The organism is Streptomyces sp. NPDC042371, assembly GCF_056437465.1.
On sequence record NZ_JBWKAP010000003.1, the window covers coordinates 54,998 to 73,402 of the forward strand.

Consider the following 18,405-nt stretch of genomic DNA (forward strand, 5'->3'; position numbering starts at 1 on the left):
GGGCACGACCGGCCGGTTCCGGGAATCTCCGGATCACTCCGGGCGTTGTCGAATGTGACGGGTCCCGCATCCGTCGCTTTCCCATCGACGTATCGACGTAAGGACCCAATGACCTCCTCTTCTTCCCCTTCCCAGGACGCACAGAGCTTCGCGCAGAACTACCCCGAAGGTCTTCGGGCCGATGCCCTGATGGAAGAGGACGTCGCCTGGAGCCACGAGATCGACGGAGAGCGGGACGGCGAGCAGTTCGACCGTTCCGAGCGTGCGGCTCTGCGCCGCGTCGCGGGACTCTCCACCGAGCTCGAGGACGTCACCGAAGTCGAGTACCGACAGCTCCGCCTGGAGCGCGTGGTGCTCGTCGGCGTGTGGACTTCGGGCACGGTCCAGGATGCGGAGAACTCCCTCGCCGAGCTGGCCGCACTCGCCGAGACGGCGGGCGCGCTCGTGCTCGACGGCCTCGTCCAGCGCCGCGACAAGCCCGACCCCGCGACGTACATCGGCTCCGGCAAGGCCTTGGAGCTGCGTGACATCGTGCTCGAGACCGGAGCCGACACCGTCGTCTGCGACGGTGAGCTGAGCCCCGGCCAGCTGATCCACCTCGAAGACGTCGTCAAGGTCAAGGTGGTCGACAGGACCGCCCTGATCCTCGACATCTTCGCCCAGCACGCCAAGTCCCGAGAGGGCAAGGCGCAGGTCGCCCTCGCGCAGATGCAGTACATGCTGCCGAGGCTCCGCGGCTGGGGTCAGTCGCTCTCCCGTCAGATGGGTGGCGGCGGCGGTGGCGGCATGGCCACCCGTGGTCCCGGTGAGACCAAGATCGAGACGGACCGGCGACGGATCCGCGAGAAGATGGCGAAGATGCGCCGGGAGATCGCGGAGATGAAGACGGGCCGTGACATCAAGCGGCAGGAGCGCAGGCGCAACAAGGTGCCTTCGGTCGCGATCGCCGGATATACGAACGCGGGCAAGTCCTCGCTGCTCAACCGCCTCACGGGCGCGGGCGTCCTGGTGGAGAACTCGCTGTTCGCCACCCTCGACCCCACGGTCCGCAGGGCAGAGACGCCGAGCGGCCGGATCTACACCCTCGCGGACACCGTCGGGTTCGTCCGGCATCTGCCGCACCACCTCGTCGAGGCCTTCCGCTCCACGATGGAAGAGGTCGGCGACTCCGACCTGATCCTGCACGTGGTGGACGGTTCGCACCCGGTGCCGGAGGAGCAGCTCGCCGCCGTGCGCGAGGTCATCCGCGACGTGGGCGCGACCGACGTGCCCGAGATCGTGGTGATCAACAAGGCGGACGCGGCGGACCCGCTGGTCCTCCAGCGCCTGCTGCGCAACGAGAAGCACGCGATCGCGGTCTCCGCGCGGACCGGCGTCGGCATCGGGGAACTGCTCGGGCTCATCGACACCGAACTGCCGCGGCCCGAGGTCGAGATCGAGGCCCTCGTTCCGTACACGCACGGCCAGCTCGTCTCGCGGGCGCACGCCGAGGGCGAGGTGCTCTCCGAGGAGCACACCGCCGACGGCACCCTGCTCAAGGCGCAGGTGCACGAGGAACTCGCCGCGGAGCTCGCTCCGTACGTGCCTGCGGCGCACTGAACCTCGGCGCACCACACGTAAGCGCACACGGCGAAGGCCCGCCCCCTCTCGCAGGGGGCGGGCCTTCGCCGTCTCAGATGCGCCGCGTGACTACTGCGCGCCGTACTTCTTGCTCATCATGTCGTAGACCTGCTCGGCGCCCCGGCCCAGCTGCGGGCCCGCCAGCCAGGTGTTCTCGGCCGGGCCGATCGAGGTGTTCGACACGAGCTTCGTCTTGCCGCCCGAGACCCGGAACCAGCCACCGCCGGACGAACCACCGGTCATGGTGCAGCCGATGCGGTACATCGTCGGCAGGGACGGCGACATCGAGAGGCGGCCCGGCTTGTCGACGCACTTGTGCATGATCAGGCCGTTGTACGGGGGAGCGGCCGGGTAGCCCCAGGCGCCCATGGAGCTCACGCTCTGCGCGGCCGGGGTCGAGAAGTCGACATCGAGCGCGTTGCCGACGGTCTCCTCGAGGGACTTGCTGCCCTGCTCCGGCTTCACGTGCAGGACGGCGTAGTCGTACGTCGCACCCGCGCCGCCCGTCGGACCGCCCTCGTTGATCCACTCGTTGGAGGTCGAGACCCAGTCGGCCCAGTACTGGCCGTAGGGGGCGATCTCCTGCGGAGCCGCGTTGCGCAGGTCGGCCTCGGACTTGCCCAGGTCGTTGTAGGAGGGCACGAAGGCGATGTTGCGGTACCAGCCGCCCTTCTGGCCGGCGTGCACGCAGTGGCCCGCGGTCCACACGAGGTTGGACTTGCCCGGGTTGCGCGGGTCCTTCACCACGGTGCCGGAGCAGACCATCGAACCCTCGGGGGAGTCGAAGAAGATCTTGCCGACCGGGGCGGCGTTCTTGTGGTACGGAGTCCGCTCCCGCTTGGCCTGGACCGGCGACGGCTCGGGGTCGGTGCCGCCCTGACCGGCGGACGCGTCCTTCGAGGCGATCGTCTTGTTCGGGTCCTTGGCCTTCTTCATCCGCTCGGGCTTCCAGAGCCCTTCGATGACCGGGTTGGCGAAGTCCTTGGCCTCCCGGACCCAGTCGCCCTTGTCCCAGTTCTTCCAGGCGCCGTTCTTCCAGTCGTCCAGGTCGATGCCCTTGTCCTTGAGCTTGTCGGCGAAGCCGCCGGGAAGCTGGACGTCGGAACCGGAGTCGGAGCCGTCGGCTCCCTGGGACGCGTTGGTGTCCGGCTTGTCGCTCGCCTTGTCGTCGCTCGGGCCACAGGCCGTGGCGGTGAGTGCCAGGGTCGCTGCGAGCCCGGTGGCGGCGAGCGCCACCCGCCGTCCGCGGCTGCGCGCGAACGGCGCACGAGTGGAACGCATGGTGCTGTTACCCCCGATGGAACGTGTATTTGTCATGTGCGTGTCATGTGAGTCGACGTGGGAATGCGTCTCCCACGTCGATGCAACACCTCACTATGCCTGTGAGGTTGGGGACGAACGGCGGCGGGGGCGTGAAGGTTTCCGGCGCCCCGCCACCGTACGAAAGTCCCTTCCTACCGCACTACTTGTCGGCGAACTTCTTGCTCACCGCGCTGTAGATGCCCTTGGCCTCCTTGCCGAGGCGCGGACCGGCCAGCCAGCCCGCCGTCACCGGACCGATGGAGGTGTTCGACACCAGAGCGGGCTTGCCGTTCTGCCCCTTGGCGACCCAGCCACCACCGGACGAACCGCCGGTCATGGTGCAGCCGACGCGGTACATCGTCGGGTCGGGCTTGGTCAGCGACAGTCGGCCGGGCTTGTCGGCGCACTGGAACAGCTTCTGGCCGTCGAACGGCGGCGCCGCCGGGTAGCCGGTCGCCGTCATGGTGTCGATCCGGGGCACGGCCGGGGCGTTGAAGTCCACCGGGAGCGCGGAACCGACCGTCTCCTCGAGCGACTTGCCCTCGCTGCCCTTCTCCGGCTTCACGTGAATGACCGCGAAGTCGTACGGCGCGCCCGCACCGCCGGTCGGACCGCCCTGCTCGATCCACTGGTCGGAGGTCTGCGCCCAGTCGCCCCACCAGACGCCGTACGGAGCGACCTCTTCCTTGGGGGCGTTCTGCAGTTCCTCGGCCGACTTGCCGCTGTTGTTGTACGAGGGGACGAAGACCATGTTGCGGTACCAGCCGCCCTTGGCGCCTGCGTGCACGCAGTGGCCCGCGGTCCACACCATGTTGGACTTGCCCGGGTGGGCCGGGTCCTTGACGACGGTCGCGGAGCAGACCATCGAACCCTCGGGGCTGTCGAAGAAGAGCTTGCCCGACTCGGCGACCTGGTCGTGGTACGGCGCCTTCACGGCGGCCGCCTCCACGGGCTTGGGCGTCGGGTCGGTCACACCCTGGTCACCGGAGATGTCGTTGTCGTCGACGCCCCGGTCGGGGTTCTTGTCGGCGTCCCGCATCCGGTCCGGGTCCCACAGGTCCTCGATGATCGGGTTGACGAAGTCACCGGCCTCGCGCAGCCAGTCGTCCTTGTTCCAGTTCTTCCAGGCGCCGTTCTTCCATTCGTCCAGATCGATCCCGTTTTCCTTGAGCTTGTCCTTCCAGGCGTCCGGGATCTGGATCTTGTCGTCACCGTTGCTGCCGCCGGGCTGGGACGAGGACGAGTCACCGCCGGCGTTGTCGTCGCTGGGGCCGCAGGCCGTGGCGGTCAGTACGAGCGCCGCACCGAGCGCCACAGCCGCCACAGGGGAGGTCCTGCTGCGCATGCTCCTCCCATTGCGAACAGTGAAGAGCGGACGTATGGGTCGCATCTGGAGATTCCCCCTGGGCTTCGAAATTGTTCCAAAGTGCTGGACATCCGGGTGTGGAACACCCGTTGCCACCGGTGCGGCACCCCTTCGCTGGGTTTGCTCGGGTTTGCTCTGGGGAGCGGCGCCATCCGTGGCTGATGAACGGCCCCCACACTATGCCGGTGGCGTTGGGGACGGCCCACGGAAGGGCAACGGTTCCGTCACGGCAAGGATCTTCGGAATACCCGTGTTCCGCCGGGCCCCTCGTCGTTGGTACGTACGGGGGAGTCGCGGCCTGCGTTCATTCCCCCTGCCAACTCGCCTGCGTGTTTGCCCCTGTGGAGCTCTCCGGAGCCGCATCGGACGGGCGCGCTCGTCCCAGCGGGAGGACCACCAGTCGTGGCCGTGACCGAGCCTGCGCCCGCGGCGGTGCCCGCAGGGAATTCCGCAACGCAGCCCGTAACGCACTCTGTAACGCATTCCGCAACGCAGTCTGTAACGGAGTCCGAATCGCCGTCGGTGTCGGAGACGGCACAGCGGCCCGCGACTCGCACAGCGGCGCACACCACGGCAGATTCCGCGGCGCACTCCACGGCGCACTGCACAGGCCACGAGGGAATCCTGCGACGCCAGTCGGCACGCGAATCGGCCGCCCGCACCTATGCGCGCGCCCTGCCGATCGTGCCGGTCCGGGCCCGCGGCCTGACGATCGAGGGCGCCGACGGCCGCCGATACCTCGACTGTCTCTCGGGCGCCGGGACCCTGGCCCTCGGCCACAACCACCCGGTGGTGCTCGAAGCGATCAGGAAGGTCCTCGACTCCGGGGCCCCGCTGCACGTCCTCGACCTGGCCACACCGGTCAAGGACGCCTTCACCACGGAGCTGTTCCACACGCTGCCGCGCGGCCTGGCGGACCGCGCGCGGATCCAGTTCTGCGGCCCCGCGGGGACGGACGCGGTGGAGGCAGCGCTGAAACTGGTCCGCACGGCCACCGGCCGCGACGGAATGCTCGCCTTCACCGGCGCCTACCACGGCATGACCGCCGGGGCGCTCGAAGCATCCGGCGGCGCATCGAGCAATCGGGTCGCGCGCTTGCCCTACCCCCAGGACTACCGCTGCCCCTTTGGCCTCGGCGGCGATCGCGGCGCCGAACTGTCCGCCCGGTGGACCGAAAGCCTCCTCGACGACACCAAGTCGGGCGTACCGACCCCCGCAGGCATGATCCTCGAACCGGTCCAGGGCGAGGGCGGGGTCTATCCCGCGCCCGACACCTGGCTCCGCCGGATGCGCGAGATCACCGCCGCGCGCGGCATCCCGCTCATCGCGGACGAGGTACAGACGGGTGTCGGCCGCACCGGCGCCTTCTGGGCCGTCGAGCACAGCGGCATCGTGCCGGACGTGATGGTGCTCTCCAAAGCGATCGGCGGCAGCCTTCCGCTGGCCGTCGTGGTCTACCGCGACGACCTCGACGTATGGCCGCCCGGCGCCCACGCGGGAACCTTCCGCGGAAACCAGCTCGCCATGGCGGCGGGCGCGGCGACCCTCGCGTACGTGCGTGAGAACGGCCTCGCCGCACGTGCCGCCACCCTCGGCGCCCGCATGCTCACCCAACTCCGCTCCCTGGCCGCGCACCATCCCTGCATCGGTGAGGTCCGCGGCCGAGGGCTGATGATCGGCGTGGAACTGGTGGACCCGACGTCCGAGCCGAGGACGGACCGGGGGCAGGAGGCCCAGTTGGAGCCACCGACGACGTCACATCAGGTGTCACCTCAGGCGTCGCATCCACCGTCACAGCCGGAGTTGAACCCTGAGTCAGCGACGATTCCGTCGCAGACCGCCGCGAGCCGCACAGCACCCGCCGAGGCCGTCCCGCCCCCCGGGACGCCTTCCACCCGAGCAGCGTCCGTCGCCGACCTCCCGTCCACCGCGCAACCCCACCCTCCGGCCCCCGAACTGGCCGCGGCCGTGCAGCGGGAGTGCCTGCGCCGCGGTCTTATCGTCGAACTCGGCGGCCGCCATTCCAGCGTCGTACGACTCCTGCCTCCTCTCACCCTCACCGATGAACAGGCCGCCGCGGTCCTCGACCGCCTTGCCGATGCGCTGACCACCGCGGCCCGTGCCCACCGCAGATAGCCAAGACGTGCCCGGGCCGTTCTGCCGGACATGAACCGCCGGTCACGCACCGGGTCCTGTCGCTACACGGAGCCCCGAACAACCTCACAAGGAAGCTCTCTTGAACGCCACCCCCGCATCCGAAGGCCGCACCCAACCCGACGCCCCAGGCGCATGCGGCGCGCACACCTCACTGGTGGCGGAGCCCGGTACGGTTCCCCGGCAGAAGGGTGGCGGCCAGGACGCCGAGCGCCTGCGCGGGGCATCCATCGACCTGCTGGAGCACCCCGACCCGCACGTCGCCGCACAGGCCGCGGCCGTCGAGAACCTCCTCCGCTGCTGGGTCAGGGAGAACAACCTCCCCGCTCCGGATCGAGGCGTCCTCCGGGTCCCCCTCGAGGCCAGCGGAACGGCCCTGCTCGTCCCCGTGCACTACTGGTCGGCCACCGGCTGGCACCGCTTCGGCCTCCCCTACCTGGAGGACGGCCCCGCGAGTGCGCCGCCCGTCGACGCGGTGACCGTCGCCGCCCTCCTCGGCCGCGAGACGGCCCGCCGCGCGACGGAACCGCCGTCGGGTGAGGTAGCGGTGGAGGCGCTGGCCGAGGGAGGCCCGTACGACCTGGGTGGTTCGGGCGGCACAGTCAGTACTGCGGATGCGGCCGGAGCAACTGACCCGGCTGAATCCGTCGACCCGGCTGAATCCGTCGACCTGGCCGACCCGGCCGAGCCGGTCGAGCCGGTCGACGGTGCCGATCTGGTCGGCCGGGTCGCCGACTCGGTCCGGCGCACGGCCGCCTTCATCACCGACCGCCGCGACCGGCCCGCCGACGAGCCCGACCTCTTCCTCGCCGCCGAGCAGTCCCTGCTCCTCGGACACCCCCTCCATCCGACCCCCAAGAGCCGCGAGGGCCTGTCCGACACCGAATCCCGCCTCTACTCACCTGAGTTGCGCGGCTCCTTCGCACTGCACTGGCTGGCCGTCGACCGCTCCGTACTCGCTTGTGACTCGGCGTGGACCGAGCGCGGCCGGGCTGTTTCAGCCGAGCAGCTCACCGCCCGCCTCGTCGGCTCCGAATTGCCGCTCACGGACGATCACGTCGCTCTTCCCGTGCACCCCTGGCAGATCCGCGAGCTCCGGCACCGGCCCGCGACCGCCGCGCTCTTCGACGCCGGACTGCTCCGGGACCTCGGTGCTCACGGCACCCCCTGGCGCCCCACCTCCTCCGTACGCACCCTCTACCGCTCCGGCGCGGCCGCCATGCTGAAGCTGTCGCTCGGCCTGCGCATCACCAACTCCCGTCGTGAAAACCTCCGCAAGGAACTCCACCGCGGCGTCGAGGTCCACCGCCTGTTGCGCAGCGGCCTCGCCGAGGAGTGGCAGGCGGTCCACCCCTGCTTCGACGTGATCCGCGACCCGGCGTGGCTCGCCGTCACGGGGCCCGACGGCGCGCCCGTCCCCGGACTCGACGTCATGATCCGGCACAACCCCTTCCGGTCCGGGGACGACGCCACCTGCATCGCCGGACTGGTCTCGCCGCGGCCTTCGGCGCTGCCCGCCTGCCAGGACCGCCACGCGATGCGCTCCCGGCTCGGCGAAACCGTTACCCGGCTCGCAGGGCGAACGGGCCGTTCCAGGGGTGCAGTTGCCACCGAGTGGTTCCTGCGCTACCTGGAAACCGTCGTGCGCCCCGTGCTGTGGCTGGACAGCGAGGCGGGTGTCGCGCTGGAGGCGCACCAGCAGAACACCCTTCTCCTGCTCGACCCCGAAGGCTGGCCCGTGGGCGGCCGATACCGCGACAACCAGGGCTACTACTTCCGCGAGTCCCGGCGCGCCGAACTCGAGCGACGACTTCCCGGCATCGGCCGGGACAGCGACACGTTCGTCTCCGACGAGGTGACCGACGAGCGGTTCGCCTACTACCTCGGCATCAACAACGTCCTCGGTCTCATCGGAGCCCTCGGCGCCGAACGGCTCGCGGACGAACGGCTGCTGCTCGCCGCCTTCCGCCGCTTCCTCGGCGATGTCGCCACGGGGCCCGCCAAGCTGCGCACCTCGCTGCCCGCGGCCTTGCTCGACTCACCTGTGCTGCGGTGCAAGGCCAATCTGCTGACCCGGTTGCACGGCCTCGACGAGCTCGTCGGCCCGGTCGACACCCAGTCCGTCTACGTCACCATCCCCAACCCCCTCCATTCCTGAGGAACATGCCCCACCTCTGCTGACAGGAGCGACGTCGTGCCTCCCACCGATGCGAGCACCGATGCCGGGATCGAATCAGCCACCGCCGGCGCCGACTGCACGGACACCCTCGACCTGCGGCTGCCCGATGAGCTCGTCGCCCTGCTGGCCGAGGGTGAGCGGCGGGTCGGCGCGGTGCAGGACGACCTCCTGGACGGCGTCGGGGACTGGGGCCCCACCACCACCGGTGCCGGTGTCTTCCAGCTCGTACCCGTACGTCTCGAACGTGACCTCCCGCTGATCAGCCGATGGATGAATGACCCTGCTGTGGCCGCCTTCTGGGAGCTGGCCGGACCCGAAGCCGTGACGGAGGCCCACCTCCGGACTCAGCTCGACGGGGACGGACGCAGCGTTCCCTGCCTGGGTGTGCTGGACGGCATGCCGATGAGCTACTGGGAGATCTACCGAGCGGACCTGGACCTCCTCGCCAGGCACTACGCGTCGCGGCCGCACGACACCGGAATCCACCTCCTCATCGGCAGCGTCGCCAACCGCGGCCGTGGCCTCGGTACTTCGTTGCTCAAAGCCGTGGCCGACCTGGTGCTCGACCACCGTCCTGCCTGCGCACGCGTCGTAGCTGAACCCGATCTGCGCAACACCCCCTCCGTCTCCGCCTTCCTGAGCGCTGGCTTCCGCTTCTTCGCCGAGGTGGATCTGCCCGACAAACGCGCGGCTCTCATGGTTCGTGACCGGGCCCTGCGCGCCGTGCTCTGACTCGATCACTTTTCGTACACCGCTCGACCCGATCCGGTTCCCTCACTGAGGAGTCCCCGTGCCGAATCCGTCCGCCAGCCCGATTCCCCGCCCCGCCCCCGAGCTGTACGACCCGCCCGAGCTGACCCAGGACAGATGGCGAGAGGCGGGACGGCGCCTGCTGGCCAAGATGATCGGGGAGTTCGCGTACGAGGAGATCATTCGCCCCGTGCCCGTACCTGCACTTGTATCCGGGACCGACGGGGGCGGGGACACCTATCGGCTCCACCTTGATCCTGCCGACCAGGACGGGGCGGCCGAAGCGGCCGAGGACGCCGGGGCGGCGGGGGAGCACGGCGGAACTACTGACTCGGCGGGCCGGCAGGGCTCCAGCGTCACCTTCCGCGCCCGCCGCGGCTCGTACGGCAGCTGGTACGTGGACCCGGTCGGCCTGACCCTCACCGAGGGCGACGGGCCTGCCCACTCTTTGAGCGACCCCCTGCGATTCCTCGTACTGGCCCGCCGGACCCTGGGCCTGGACGGGGCCACACTCGGTCACCTCATCCGCGAGCTCACCGTCACCCTCAGCGCCGACGCCCGGATCGACCACACGGCGCTCAGCGCTGCCCGGCTCGCCGACCTCGACTACGCGGAACTCGAAGGGCACCAGACAGGCCACCCCTGGCTCGTCCTCAACAAGGGACGCATCGGCTTCTCCGCGGGCGACACCGACCGATGGGCGCCCGAGGCCCGCCGCTCCACGACCCTCCCCTGGATCGCCGTGCACACCGGCCTCGCCGTGTACCGGGGCGTCACGGGACTGGACACCGCGCAGCAGCTCTATGCCCGGGAGCTCTCCGCCGACACCAGGGGAGCCTTCGCCGATTTACTGCGCGCACGTGGGCTGGCCCCGGAGGAGTACCTCTACCTCCCTGTGCACCCCTGGCAGTGGGACGAGATCGTGCTGCCGCTCTTTGCGCCGTCCATCGCCACCGACGCCATCGTCCCGCTCTGCAGCGACGGCGATCTGCGCCTGCCCCAGCAATCCATCCGTACGTTCCTGAACACCACCCGCCCCGACCGGCACACAGTGAAGCTCCCTTTGTCGGTTCTCAACACCCTCGTGTGGCGGGGGCTCCCGACCGGCCGCACGGTCGCTGCGCCCGCAGTCACGGCATGGATGCACGCGCTCCGGGACGCGGACCCCTTCCTCCGGGACGAATGCGGGGTCATCCTCCTCGGCGAGGTGGCCTCGGTGGCCGTCGAGCATCCCGTGTACGACGGGCTGCCTGAAGTCCCCTATCAGTATCGGGAGTTGCTCGGCGCCATCTGGCGAGAGCCCATCAGCCGGTACCTGGCGCCCGGGGAACGCGCCCGCACCCTCGCCTCACTCGCACACACCGACCTCGACGGACGTGCGTTCGTCGCAGAGCTAGTGGAACGCTCGGGGCTGACTCCCGTGGCCTGGCTGCGACGGCTCTTCGCCGCACTGCTGCCGCCCCTGCTGCACTTCCTGTACCGCTACGGAACGGTGTTCTCCCCCCACGGGGAGAACACCATCGTCGTCTTCGACGACAACGACGTGCCTGTCCGGCTTGCGGTGAAGGACTTCGTGGACGACGTCAACGTGAGCGCGGTGCCGTTGCCCGAGCAGGACTCGATGCCGCGCGACGTCCGCGACGTACTGCTCACCGAGCCCCCCGGCTTCCTCACCCAGTTCATCCACTCGGGTCTCTTCGTAGGCGTCTTCCGGTATCTCGCGCCTCTCTGCGAGGAGCAACTGGGTGTCCCGGAGAGCGACTTCTGGTCCTTCGTGCGGTCCGAGATCCTGCGGCACCAGGCACGCGCTCCGGAGCTGAAGGAACGGTACGAGATGTTCGACCTGCTCACCCCCCGAATCGAGCGGCTCTGCCTGAACCGGAACCGCCTCCACCTCGACGGGTACCGTGATCGTCCGCAGCGTCCGCACGCCGCCGTGCACGGAACCGTGGCCAACCCCCTCCATCAGCCTTGATCGGCGGATTGTCAGTGGGGCACCGTAGGGTGGTCGCGCTATGACGAAGCCCTTGCTCCCCGAGCTCCTGCACGCCGCCGTCACCGCTGTCGGTGGTACGGAACGCCCTGGCCAGGTATCCATGGCCGAGTCCGTCGCCGAGGCGATCGACGACGGCTCCCACCTGCTGGTCCAGGCCGGTACCGGCACGGGTAAATCCCTCGGCTATCTGGTGCCGGCGCTCGCTCACGGCGAGCGTGTGGTGATCGCGACGGCCACCCTCGCCCTGCAGCGCCAGCTCGTGGAGCGCGATCTGCCGCGCACGGTGGACGCGCTGCATCCGCTGCTGCGCCGCCGACCTCAGTACGCGATGCTCAAGGGCCGCTCGAACTATCTGTGCCTGCACCGCCTCCACGAAGGCATGCCGCAGGACGAGGAGGAGGGCCTCTTCGACCAGTTCGAGGCGGCCGCTCCCACCAGCAAGCTGGGCCAGGACCTCCTGCGGATGCGGGACTGGGCGGACGTGACCGAGACCGGCGACCGCGACGACCTGACTCCCGGAGTGTCCGACCGGGCCTGGGGCCAGGTGTCCGTCTCCTCCAGGGAGTGCCTGGGAGCTTCGAAGTGCGCCTATGGGGCGGAGTGCTTCGCCGAGGCGGCCCGGGAGCGCGCCAAGCTCTCCGAGGTCGTCGTCACGAACCACGCGCTGCTTGCCATCGACGCCATCGAAGGCGCCCCCGTCCTGCCCCAGCACGAGGTGCTGATCGTGGACGAGGCCCACGAGCTGGTCTCCCGCGTCACCGGTGTGGCCACGGGAGAGCTCACCCCGGGGCAGGTCAACCGTGCCGTGCGCCGTGCGGCGAAGCTGGTCAACGAAAAGGCGGCGGATCAGCTCCAGACCGCCTCGGAGGGCTTCGAGCGGCTGATGGAGCTGGCCCTGCCCGGCCGCCTGGAGGAGATTCCCGAGGACCTCGGCTATGCGCTGATGGCCCTGCGCGACGCCGCACGCACGGTCATCAGTGCGCTCGGTTCGACCAGGGACAAGTCGGTCCAGGACGAGGACGCGGTCCGCAAGCAGGCCCTCGCCTCCGTGGAGTCCATCCACGACGTGTCGGAGCGCATCACGAACGGATCCGAGTACGACGTCGTCTGGTACGAGCGCCACGATCGCTACGGAGCCTCCCTCCGGGTGGCCCCCATGTCCGTGTCGGGCCTCCTCAGAGAGAAGCTCTTCGCCGACCGTTCGGTGGTCCTGACCTCTGCCACGCTCAAGCTCGGCGGTGACTTCAACGGAGTGGGCGCCTCGCTCGGCCTGGCTCCGGAGGGCACCGAATCCGACGACGCACCTGTCTGGAAGGGCCTCGACGTCGGCTCCCCGTTCGACTACGGCAAGCAGGGCATCCTGTACGTCGCCAAGCACCTGGCCCGGCCGGGACGCGAGGGCACGCGCAGCGACATGCTCGATGAGCTGGCCGAGCTGATCGAGGCGGCCGGTGGGCGCACCCTAGGCCTGTTCTCCTCGATGCGCGCAGCCCAGGGCGCGGCGGAGGAGCTGCGCGGGCGTCTCGACATGCCGATCCTTCTGCAGGGCGAGGAGACGCTGGGTGAGCTGATCAAGGGCTTCGCCGCGGACTCGAAGACCTGCCTCTTCGGGACGCTGTCGCTCTGGCAGGGCGTCGACGTGCCGGGAGCCAGCTGCCAGCTGGTGATCATGGACAAGATCCCGTTCCCGCGTCCCGACGATCCGCTGATGAGCGCCCGCCAGAAGGCGGTCGACGATGCCGGTGGAAACGGCTTCATGGCGGTCGCGGCGACCCACGCGGCCCTGCTGATGGCGCAGGGCGCGGGACGTCTCGTACGGGCCTCCGGGGACCGCGGAGTGGTGGCTGTCCTGGACCCCCGCCTGGCCACCGCGCGCTACGGCAGCTACCTGCGGGCTTCGCTGCCCGACTTCTGGTACACGACGGACCGTAATCAGGCACGCCGCTCGCTGGCCGCGATCGACGCGGTGGCGAAGGCCGACGAGGCCTAGCCTCTCGCGCCCGACCGGCTTTTTGTGCTCGACCGGCCCCTCGTGCCTGGCGGGGCGTGGCGAGCCGTAGACGCAGCAGGGCCCCGGAACCGGCGCAGTTGGTTCCGGGGCCCGGTCAGGGGCGGTGTCACACCCGCCGCAGCACCGCCACGACCTTGCCGAGGATCGTCGCCTCGTCGCCGGGGATCGGCTGGTACGCGGAGTTGTGCGGGAGCAGCCAGACGTGGCCGTCCTCGCGCTTGAAGCGCTTGACGGTCGCTTCGCCGTCCAGCATGGCTGCCACGATGTCGCCGTTCTCCGCGACGGGCTGGCGGCGCACCGTGACCCAGTCGCCGTCACAGATCGCGGCCTCGATCATCGAGTCACCGACGACCTTCAGTACGAAGAGCTCGCCGTCTCCCACCAGCTGGCGGGGGAGGGGGAAGACGTCCTCGACCGATTCTTCGGCGAGGATGGGCCCACCGGCGGCGATGCGACCCACGAGCGGGACGTACGACGCGGCGGGCTTGCCGGTGGTGTCGGTGGGCTGGCTGCTCGGCTGGTCCGAGCCCCGCACCTCGTACGCCCGAGGGCGGTGCGGGTCGCGGCGCAGGAAGCCCTTGCGCTCCAGAGCCATCAGCTGGTGGGCGACGGACGAAGTGCTGGAAAGCCCGACCGCCTGACCGATCTCCCGCATGGACGGCGGGTAGCCACGCCGCTGCACGGAGTCCCTGATGACCTCGATCACTCGGCGTTGCCTGTCGGTCAGCCCCGAGCTGTCGGCGCGGATGCCTGGAGGTCGGCCCGGCAGGGAGCGAGTGGGCTTGGGCCCCTCCTGGTTCGTGGCTGCGTCATTCATGGCATGCACCGGCTCGAGTCGGCTCTGGGAGCGGTCCTGGGCAGTGATGGTGGCGCTGTCTGCGGTGGTGGTCACGTCGGTCGGCCCCTCTCGAGATGTTCTCTCCCTAGCTAGCCAACGGTAGTTGCTTTCGAAAGGTTGCGCCAAACACACGTTCGAGTGAAAAAACGGAGATTACCTACCGTGATCATGTGTTTGGGTGTATGGCCAACGCTCGGGCCGAACGGCAATTCGGTTCATTACGGTACGCTTCACCGCCGGGACAGTGGCCCCCTCGGTGGGGCTCCCATATTGCCACCCGGCACCCCGTCAACCCGGCACCGGCCCCCGCCCAGAGCGGCGTGAGTGGCGGCTATCTGCGTCTGGGGTTGTCTGAGGCGGCACGACACGCGCGATGTCGAAAAAGCGGCCAAACCCCAGATCTAGTGGTTGGATTGCGGCAGCAGCCCAGAAGTTGTGGTCCCTGGTCTTTCAGGGCCTCCGGGATCGCCTATGCTTGGGGCTGCTTCGAGGGCCCCAAGGGCTCGTTGAGGCTTATGAGTCGTGCCGTGAAGGAGGGTTGGGAGTTCCATGCACTGCCCCTTCTGCAGGCACCCCGACAGCCGCGTAGTCGACAGTCGCACCACTGACGACGGCACGTCGATCCGACGGCGCCGTCAGTGCCCCGACTGCTCCCGTCGTTTCACAACGGTGGAGACGTGCTCGCTGATGGTGGTGAAGCGGAGCGGCGTGACGGAGCCCTTCAGTCGCACCAAGGTCATCAATGGCGTCCGCAAGGCATGCCAGGGGCGGCCGGTGACCGAGGACGCCCTCGCTCTGCTCGGCCAGCGGGTCGAAGAAGCGGTGCGGGCCACCGGAAGCGCCGAGCTCACCACTCACGACGTGGGCCTTGCCATACTCGGCCCGTTGCAGGAGCTCGACCTCGTCGCCTACCTGCGCTTCGCGTCCGTGTACCGGGCCTTCGACTCACTTGAGGACTTCGAGGCTGCCATCGAGGAGCTGAGGGAACAGCGGCTCGATGCCGAGCCGAGCGACGCGGGCGGAGAGCGCGTCGTGAATGACTGCGGGCCGGGAGGGACTGTCGAAGTCCCGGTGCCCGCCACTGCCGCCGACTGACCGGCTGACCGACGGGCCGGCGGCGAACCAGACCTGTTGAAGGCGCCCTCCGGGGTGCCCTCGGCATCAGACACACATCCGTGCCATGGGAACAACGTGGCACTTCAGGGCGTTTTAGCCTGATATAGGGAGGCGGCATGACCGAGACGACGAGCGGCCCGGCACGAGGTTCCCGCGCCAAGGGATCCAAGGCCAGCAAGGGTCTGCGTATCGAGCGCATCCACACGACCCCCGGCGTGCATCCGTACGACGAGGTGGTCTGGGAGCGCCGTGACGTCGTCATGACCAACTGGCGCGACGGCTCGGTCAACTTCGAGCAGCGTGGCGTCGAGTTCCCCGACTTCTGGTCGGTGAACGCGGTCAACATCGTCACCAGCAAGTACTTCCGCGGGGCTGTCGGTACCCCGCAGCGCGAGACCGGCCTCAAGCAGCTGATCGACCGCATCGTGAAGACCTACCGCAAGGCCGGCGAGGACTACAGCTACTTCGCCTCGCCCGCCGATGCCGAGATCTTCGAGCACGAGCTGGCGTACGCCCTCCTGCACCAGATCTTCAGCTTCAACTCGCCGGTCTGGTTCAACGTCGGCACGCCCCAGCCGCAGCAGGTGTCCGCCTGCTTCATCCTGGCCGTCGACGACTCCATGGAGTCGATCCTCGACTGGTACAAGGAAGAGGGCATGATCTTCAAGGGCGGCTCCGGCGCCGGCCTGAACCTGTCCCGCATCCGTTCCTCCAAGGAACTGCTGTCCTCCGGAGGCAACGCCTCGGGTCCTGTCTCCTTCATGCGCGGTGCCGACGCCTCCGCCGGAACCATCAAGTCCGGTGGCGCCACGCGTCGCGCGGCCAAGATGGTCATCCTCGACGTCGACCACCCCGACATCGAGGGCTTCATCGAGACCAAGGTGAAGGAAGAGGAGAAGATCCGCGCCCTGCGTGACGCGGGCTTCGACATGGACCTGGGCGGGGACGACATCACGTCCGTCCAGTACCAGAACGCCAACAACTCGGTCCGCGTGAACGACACGTTCATGAAGGCGGTCGAGGAGGGCGGCAAGTTCGGCCTCACCTCCCGCATGACGGGCGATGTCATCGAGGAGGTCGACGCCAAGTCGCTCTTCCGCAAGATGGCCGAGGCCGCCTGGGCGTGTGCCGACCCCGGCATCCAGTACGACGACACCATCAACGCCTGGCACACCTGCCCGGAGTCCGGCCGGATCAACGGCTCGAACCCCTGCAGTGAGTACATGCACCTGGACAACACGTCCTGCAACCTCGCCTCGCTGAACCTGATGAAGTTCCTGAAGGACGACGGCAAGGGCAACCAGTCCTTCGACGCCGAGCGCTTCTCCAAGGTCGTCGAGCTGGTCATCACCGCGATGGACATCTCGATCTGCTTCGCGGACTTCCCGACGCAGAAGATCGGCGAGAACACCCGCGCCTACCGTCAGCTGGGCATCGGCTACGCCAACCTGGGCGCCCTGCTCATGGCGACCGGGCACGCCTACGACTCCGACGGCGGCCGTGCCCTCGCCGGGGCCATCACGTCGCTGATGACGGGCACGTCGTACAAGCGCTCCGCCGAGCTCGCCGCGGTCGTCGGTCCGTACGACGGCTACGCCCGCAACGCCACGCCGCACAAGCGCGTCATGAAGCAGCACGCCGACGCCAACGCCTCGGCCGTCCGCATGGACGACCTGGACTCGCCGATCTGGGCCGCCGCCACGGAGGCCTGGCAGGACGTCGTCCGCCTCGGCGAGAAGAACGGTTTCCGTAACTCCCAGGCGTCGGTCATCGCCCCGACCGGCACCATCGGTCTCGCGATGTCCTGCGACACCACGGGCCTGGAGCCCGACCTCGCCCTGGTGAAGTTCAAGAAGCTCGTCGGCGGCGGATCGATGCAGATCGTCAACGGCACCGTGCCGCAGGCCCTGCGTCGCCTGGGCTACCAGGAGGAGCAGATCGAGGCGGTCGTCGCCCACATCGCCGAGAACGGCAACGTGATCGACGCCCCGGGTCTGAAGACCGAGCACTACGAGGTCTTCGACTGCGCCATGGGCGAGCGTTCCATCTCCGCGATGGGCCACGTCCGCATGATGGCCGCGATCCAGCCGTGGATCTCGGGCGCCCTCTCCAAGACGGTCAACCTCCCGGAGACCGCCACCGTCGAGGACGTCGAAGAGGTCTACTACGAGGCCTGGAAGATGGGCGTCAAGGCGCTCGCCATCTACCGCGACAACTGCAAGGTCGGCCAGCCCCTCTCCGCCAAGAAGAAGGAAGCGGAGAAGGCCGAGGTCACCGAGAAGGCCGAGGGCACGATCCGTGCCGCGGTCGAGAAGGTCGTCGAGTACCGTCCGGTCCGCAAGCGCCTCCCGAAGGGCCGCCCCGGCATCACCACGTCCTTCACGGTGGGCGGCGCCGAGGGTTACATGACCGCCAACTCCTACCCGGACGACGGTCTGGGCGAGGTCTTCCTGAAGATGTCCAAGCAGGGCTCGACCCTCGCGGGCATGATGGACGCCTTCTCCATCGCCGTTTCCGTCGGTCTGCAGTACGGCGTGCCCCTGGAGACGTACGTTTCCAAGTTCACGAACATGCGCTTCGAGCCGGCCGGTATGACGGACGACCCGGACGTGCGGATGGCGCAGTCGATCGTCGACTACATCTTCCGCCGCCTGGCGCTGGACTTCCTGCCCTTCGAGACGCGCTCCGCGCTCGGCATCCACTCTGCCGAGGAGCGTCAGCGTCACCTGGAGACCGGGTCGTACGAGCCCGCCGAGGACGAGGTGGACGTCGAGGGTCTGGCGCAGTCCGCTCCGCGGCAGCCCGAGTCCCTGAAGGCGGTCTCCACGCCGAAGGCCGAGGCCGAGGTGGCCAAGGAGGCTCCGCAGCAGGCGCACACCAGCGCTGAGCTCGTGGAGATGCAGCTGGGCATCCAGGCCGACGCGCCGCTGTGCTTCTCCTGCGGGACGAAGATGCAGCGCGCCGGTTCCTGCTACATCTGCGAGGGCTGCGGCTCGACCAGCGGCTGCAGCTGACAGCGAGCGGGACTGCGTCCGAGGCGGCGTTGAGCGCCTGCTGCCGGAGACGCTGAGCA

The 18,405-nt window shown here is 69.1% G+C and carries 11 protein-coding genes; 8 read left to right on the forward strand and 3 right to left on the reverse strand.

From position 1 onward, the window contains the following. The first annotated feature begins 108 nt into the window (after positions 1 to 108). A complete protein-coding gene (gene hflX / locus AC068B_RS09985; protein WP_478670383.1) occupies positions 109 to 1,599 on the forward strand; it encodes a GTPase HflX in 1,491 nt (496 codons plus the stop codon). A 90-nt stretch (positions 1,600 to 1,689) separates the two neighbouring features. On the opposite strand, the gene AC068B_RS09990 is transcribed toward hflX, so the two are convergent. Beyond that, the gene (locus AC068B_RS09990; RefSeq protein WP_478670385.1) at positions 1,690 to 2,901 is read right to left on the reverse strand and encodes a trypsin-like serine peptidase; all 1,212 of its coding nucleotides are present in this window, start codon (positions 2,899 to 2,901) and stop codon (positions 1,690 to 1,692) included. A gap of 181 nt (positions 2,902 to 3,082) precedes the next feature. Beyond that, a complete protein-coding gene (locus tag AC068B_RS09995; protein WP_478670386.1) occupies positions 3,083 to 4,312 on the reverse strand; it encodes a trypsin-like serine peptidase in 1,230 nt (409 codons plus the stop codon). 498 nt (positions 4,313 to 4,810) lie between these two features. Between AC068B_RS09995 and AC068B_RS10000 the strand changes: the two genes are divergently transcribed. The 5 genes from AC068B_RS10000 to AC068B_RS10020 all read left to right on the forward strand — a co-directional run bounded on the left by AC068B_RS10000 (position 4,811) and on the right by AC068B_RS10020 (position 13,357). Next, positions 4,811 to 6,424 (forward strand): diaminobutyrate--2-oxoglutarate transaminase family protein, encoded by a 1,614-nt coding sequence (locus AC068B_RS10000; RefSeq protein WP_478670388.1) that lies wholly within the window; start codon positions 4,811 to 4,813, stop codon positions 6,422 to 6,424. Between the two features lie 100 nt (positions 6,425 to 6,524). Beyond that, the gene (locus tag AC068B_RS10005; RefSeq protein ID WP_478670390.1) at positions 6,525 to 8,600 is read left to right on the forward strand and encodes an IucA/IucC family protein; all 2,076 of its coding nucleotides are present in this window, start codon (positions 6,525 to 6,527) and stop codon (positions 8,598 to 8,600) included. Positions 8,601 to 8,636: 36 nt separating this feature from the next. Then, positions 8,637 to 9,353 (forward strand): GNAT family N-acetyltransferase, encoded by a 717-nt coding sequence (locus tag AC068B_RS10010; RefSeq protein WP_478670391.1) that lies wholly within the window; start codon positions 8,637 to 8,639, stop codon positions 9,351 to 9,353. A gap of 58 nt (positions 9,354 to 9,411) precedes the next feature. Then, positions 9,412 to 11,346 carry an IucA/IucC family protein gene (locus AC068B_RS10015; protein ID WP_478670393.1) on the forward strand — a complete coding sequence of 645 codons (1,935 nt, stop codon included), beginning with the start codon at positions 9,412 to 9,414 and terminating at the stop codon, positions 11,344 to 11,346. A 40-nt stretch (positions 11,347 to 11,386) separates the two neighbouring features. Continuing rightward, positions 11,387 to 13,357 (forward strand): ATP-dependent DNA helicase, encoded by a 1,971-nt coding sequence (locus tag AC068B_RS10020; RefSeq protein ID WP_478670394.1) that lies wholly within the window; start codon positions 11,387 to 11,389, stop codon positions 13,355 to 13,357. A 127-nt stretch (positions 13,358 to 13,484) separates the two neighbouring features. Here AC068B_RS10020 and lexA read toward each other — a convergent pair whose 3' ends face one another. Next, a complete protein-coding gene (gene lexA / locus AC068B_RS10025) occupies positions 13,485 to 14,270 on the reverse strand; it encodes a transcriptional repressor LexA (RefSeq protein WP_030778599.1) in 786 nt (261 codons plus the stop codon). A 495-nt stretch (positions 14,271 to 14,765) separates the two neighbouring features. Between lexA and nrdR the strand changes: the two genes are divergently transcribed. Continuing rightward, complete coding sequence (gene nrdR, locus AC068B_RS10030; RefSeq protein ID WP_478670397.1) at positions 14,766 to 15,311, forward strand: transcriptional regulator NrdR; 546 nt, start codon at positions 14,766 to 14,768, stop codon at positions 15,309 to 15,311. A gap of 137 nt (positions 15,312 to 15,448) precedes the next feature. Further along, positions 15,449 to 18,346 carry a vitamin B12-dependent ribonucleotide reductase gene (locus tag AC068B_RS10035; protein WP_478670398.1) on the forward strand — a complete coding sequence of 966 codons (2,898 nt, stop codon included), beginning with the start codon at positions 15,449 to 15,451 and terminating at the stop codon, positions 18,344 to 18,346. The last annotated feature ends 59 nt before the right edge of the window (positions 18,347 to 18,405 follow it).

Bases quoted from the DNA above. Each gene is read 5' to 3' on its own strand.
- AC068B_RS10035 (WP_478670398.1), top strand. From the start codon at position 15,449: ATGACCGAGACGACGAGCGGCCCGGCACGAGGTTCCCGCGCCAAGGGA.
- hflX (WP_478670383.1), top strand. From the start codon at position 109: ATGACCTCCTCTTCTTCCCCTTCCCAGGACGCACAGAGCTTCGCGCAG.
- AC068B_RS10020 (WP_478670394.1), top strand. From the start codon at position 11,387: ATGACGAAGCCCTTGCTCCCCGAGCTCCTGCACGCCGCCGTCACCGCT.
- AC068B_RS09995 (WP_478670386.1), bottom strand. From the start codon at position 4,312: ATGCGACCCATACGTCCGCTCTTCACTGTTCGCAATGGGAGGAGCATG.
- AC068B_RS09990 (WP_478670385.1), bottom strand. From the start codon at position 2,901: ATGCGTTCCACTCGTGCGCCGTTCGCGCGCAGCCGCGGACGGCGGGTG.
- nrdR (WP_478670397.1), top strand. From the start codon at position 14,766: ATGCACTGCCCCTTCTGCAGGCACCCCGACAGCCGCGTAGTCGACAGT.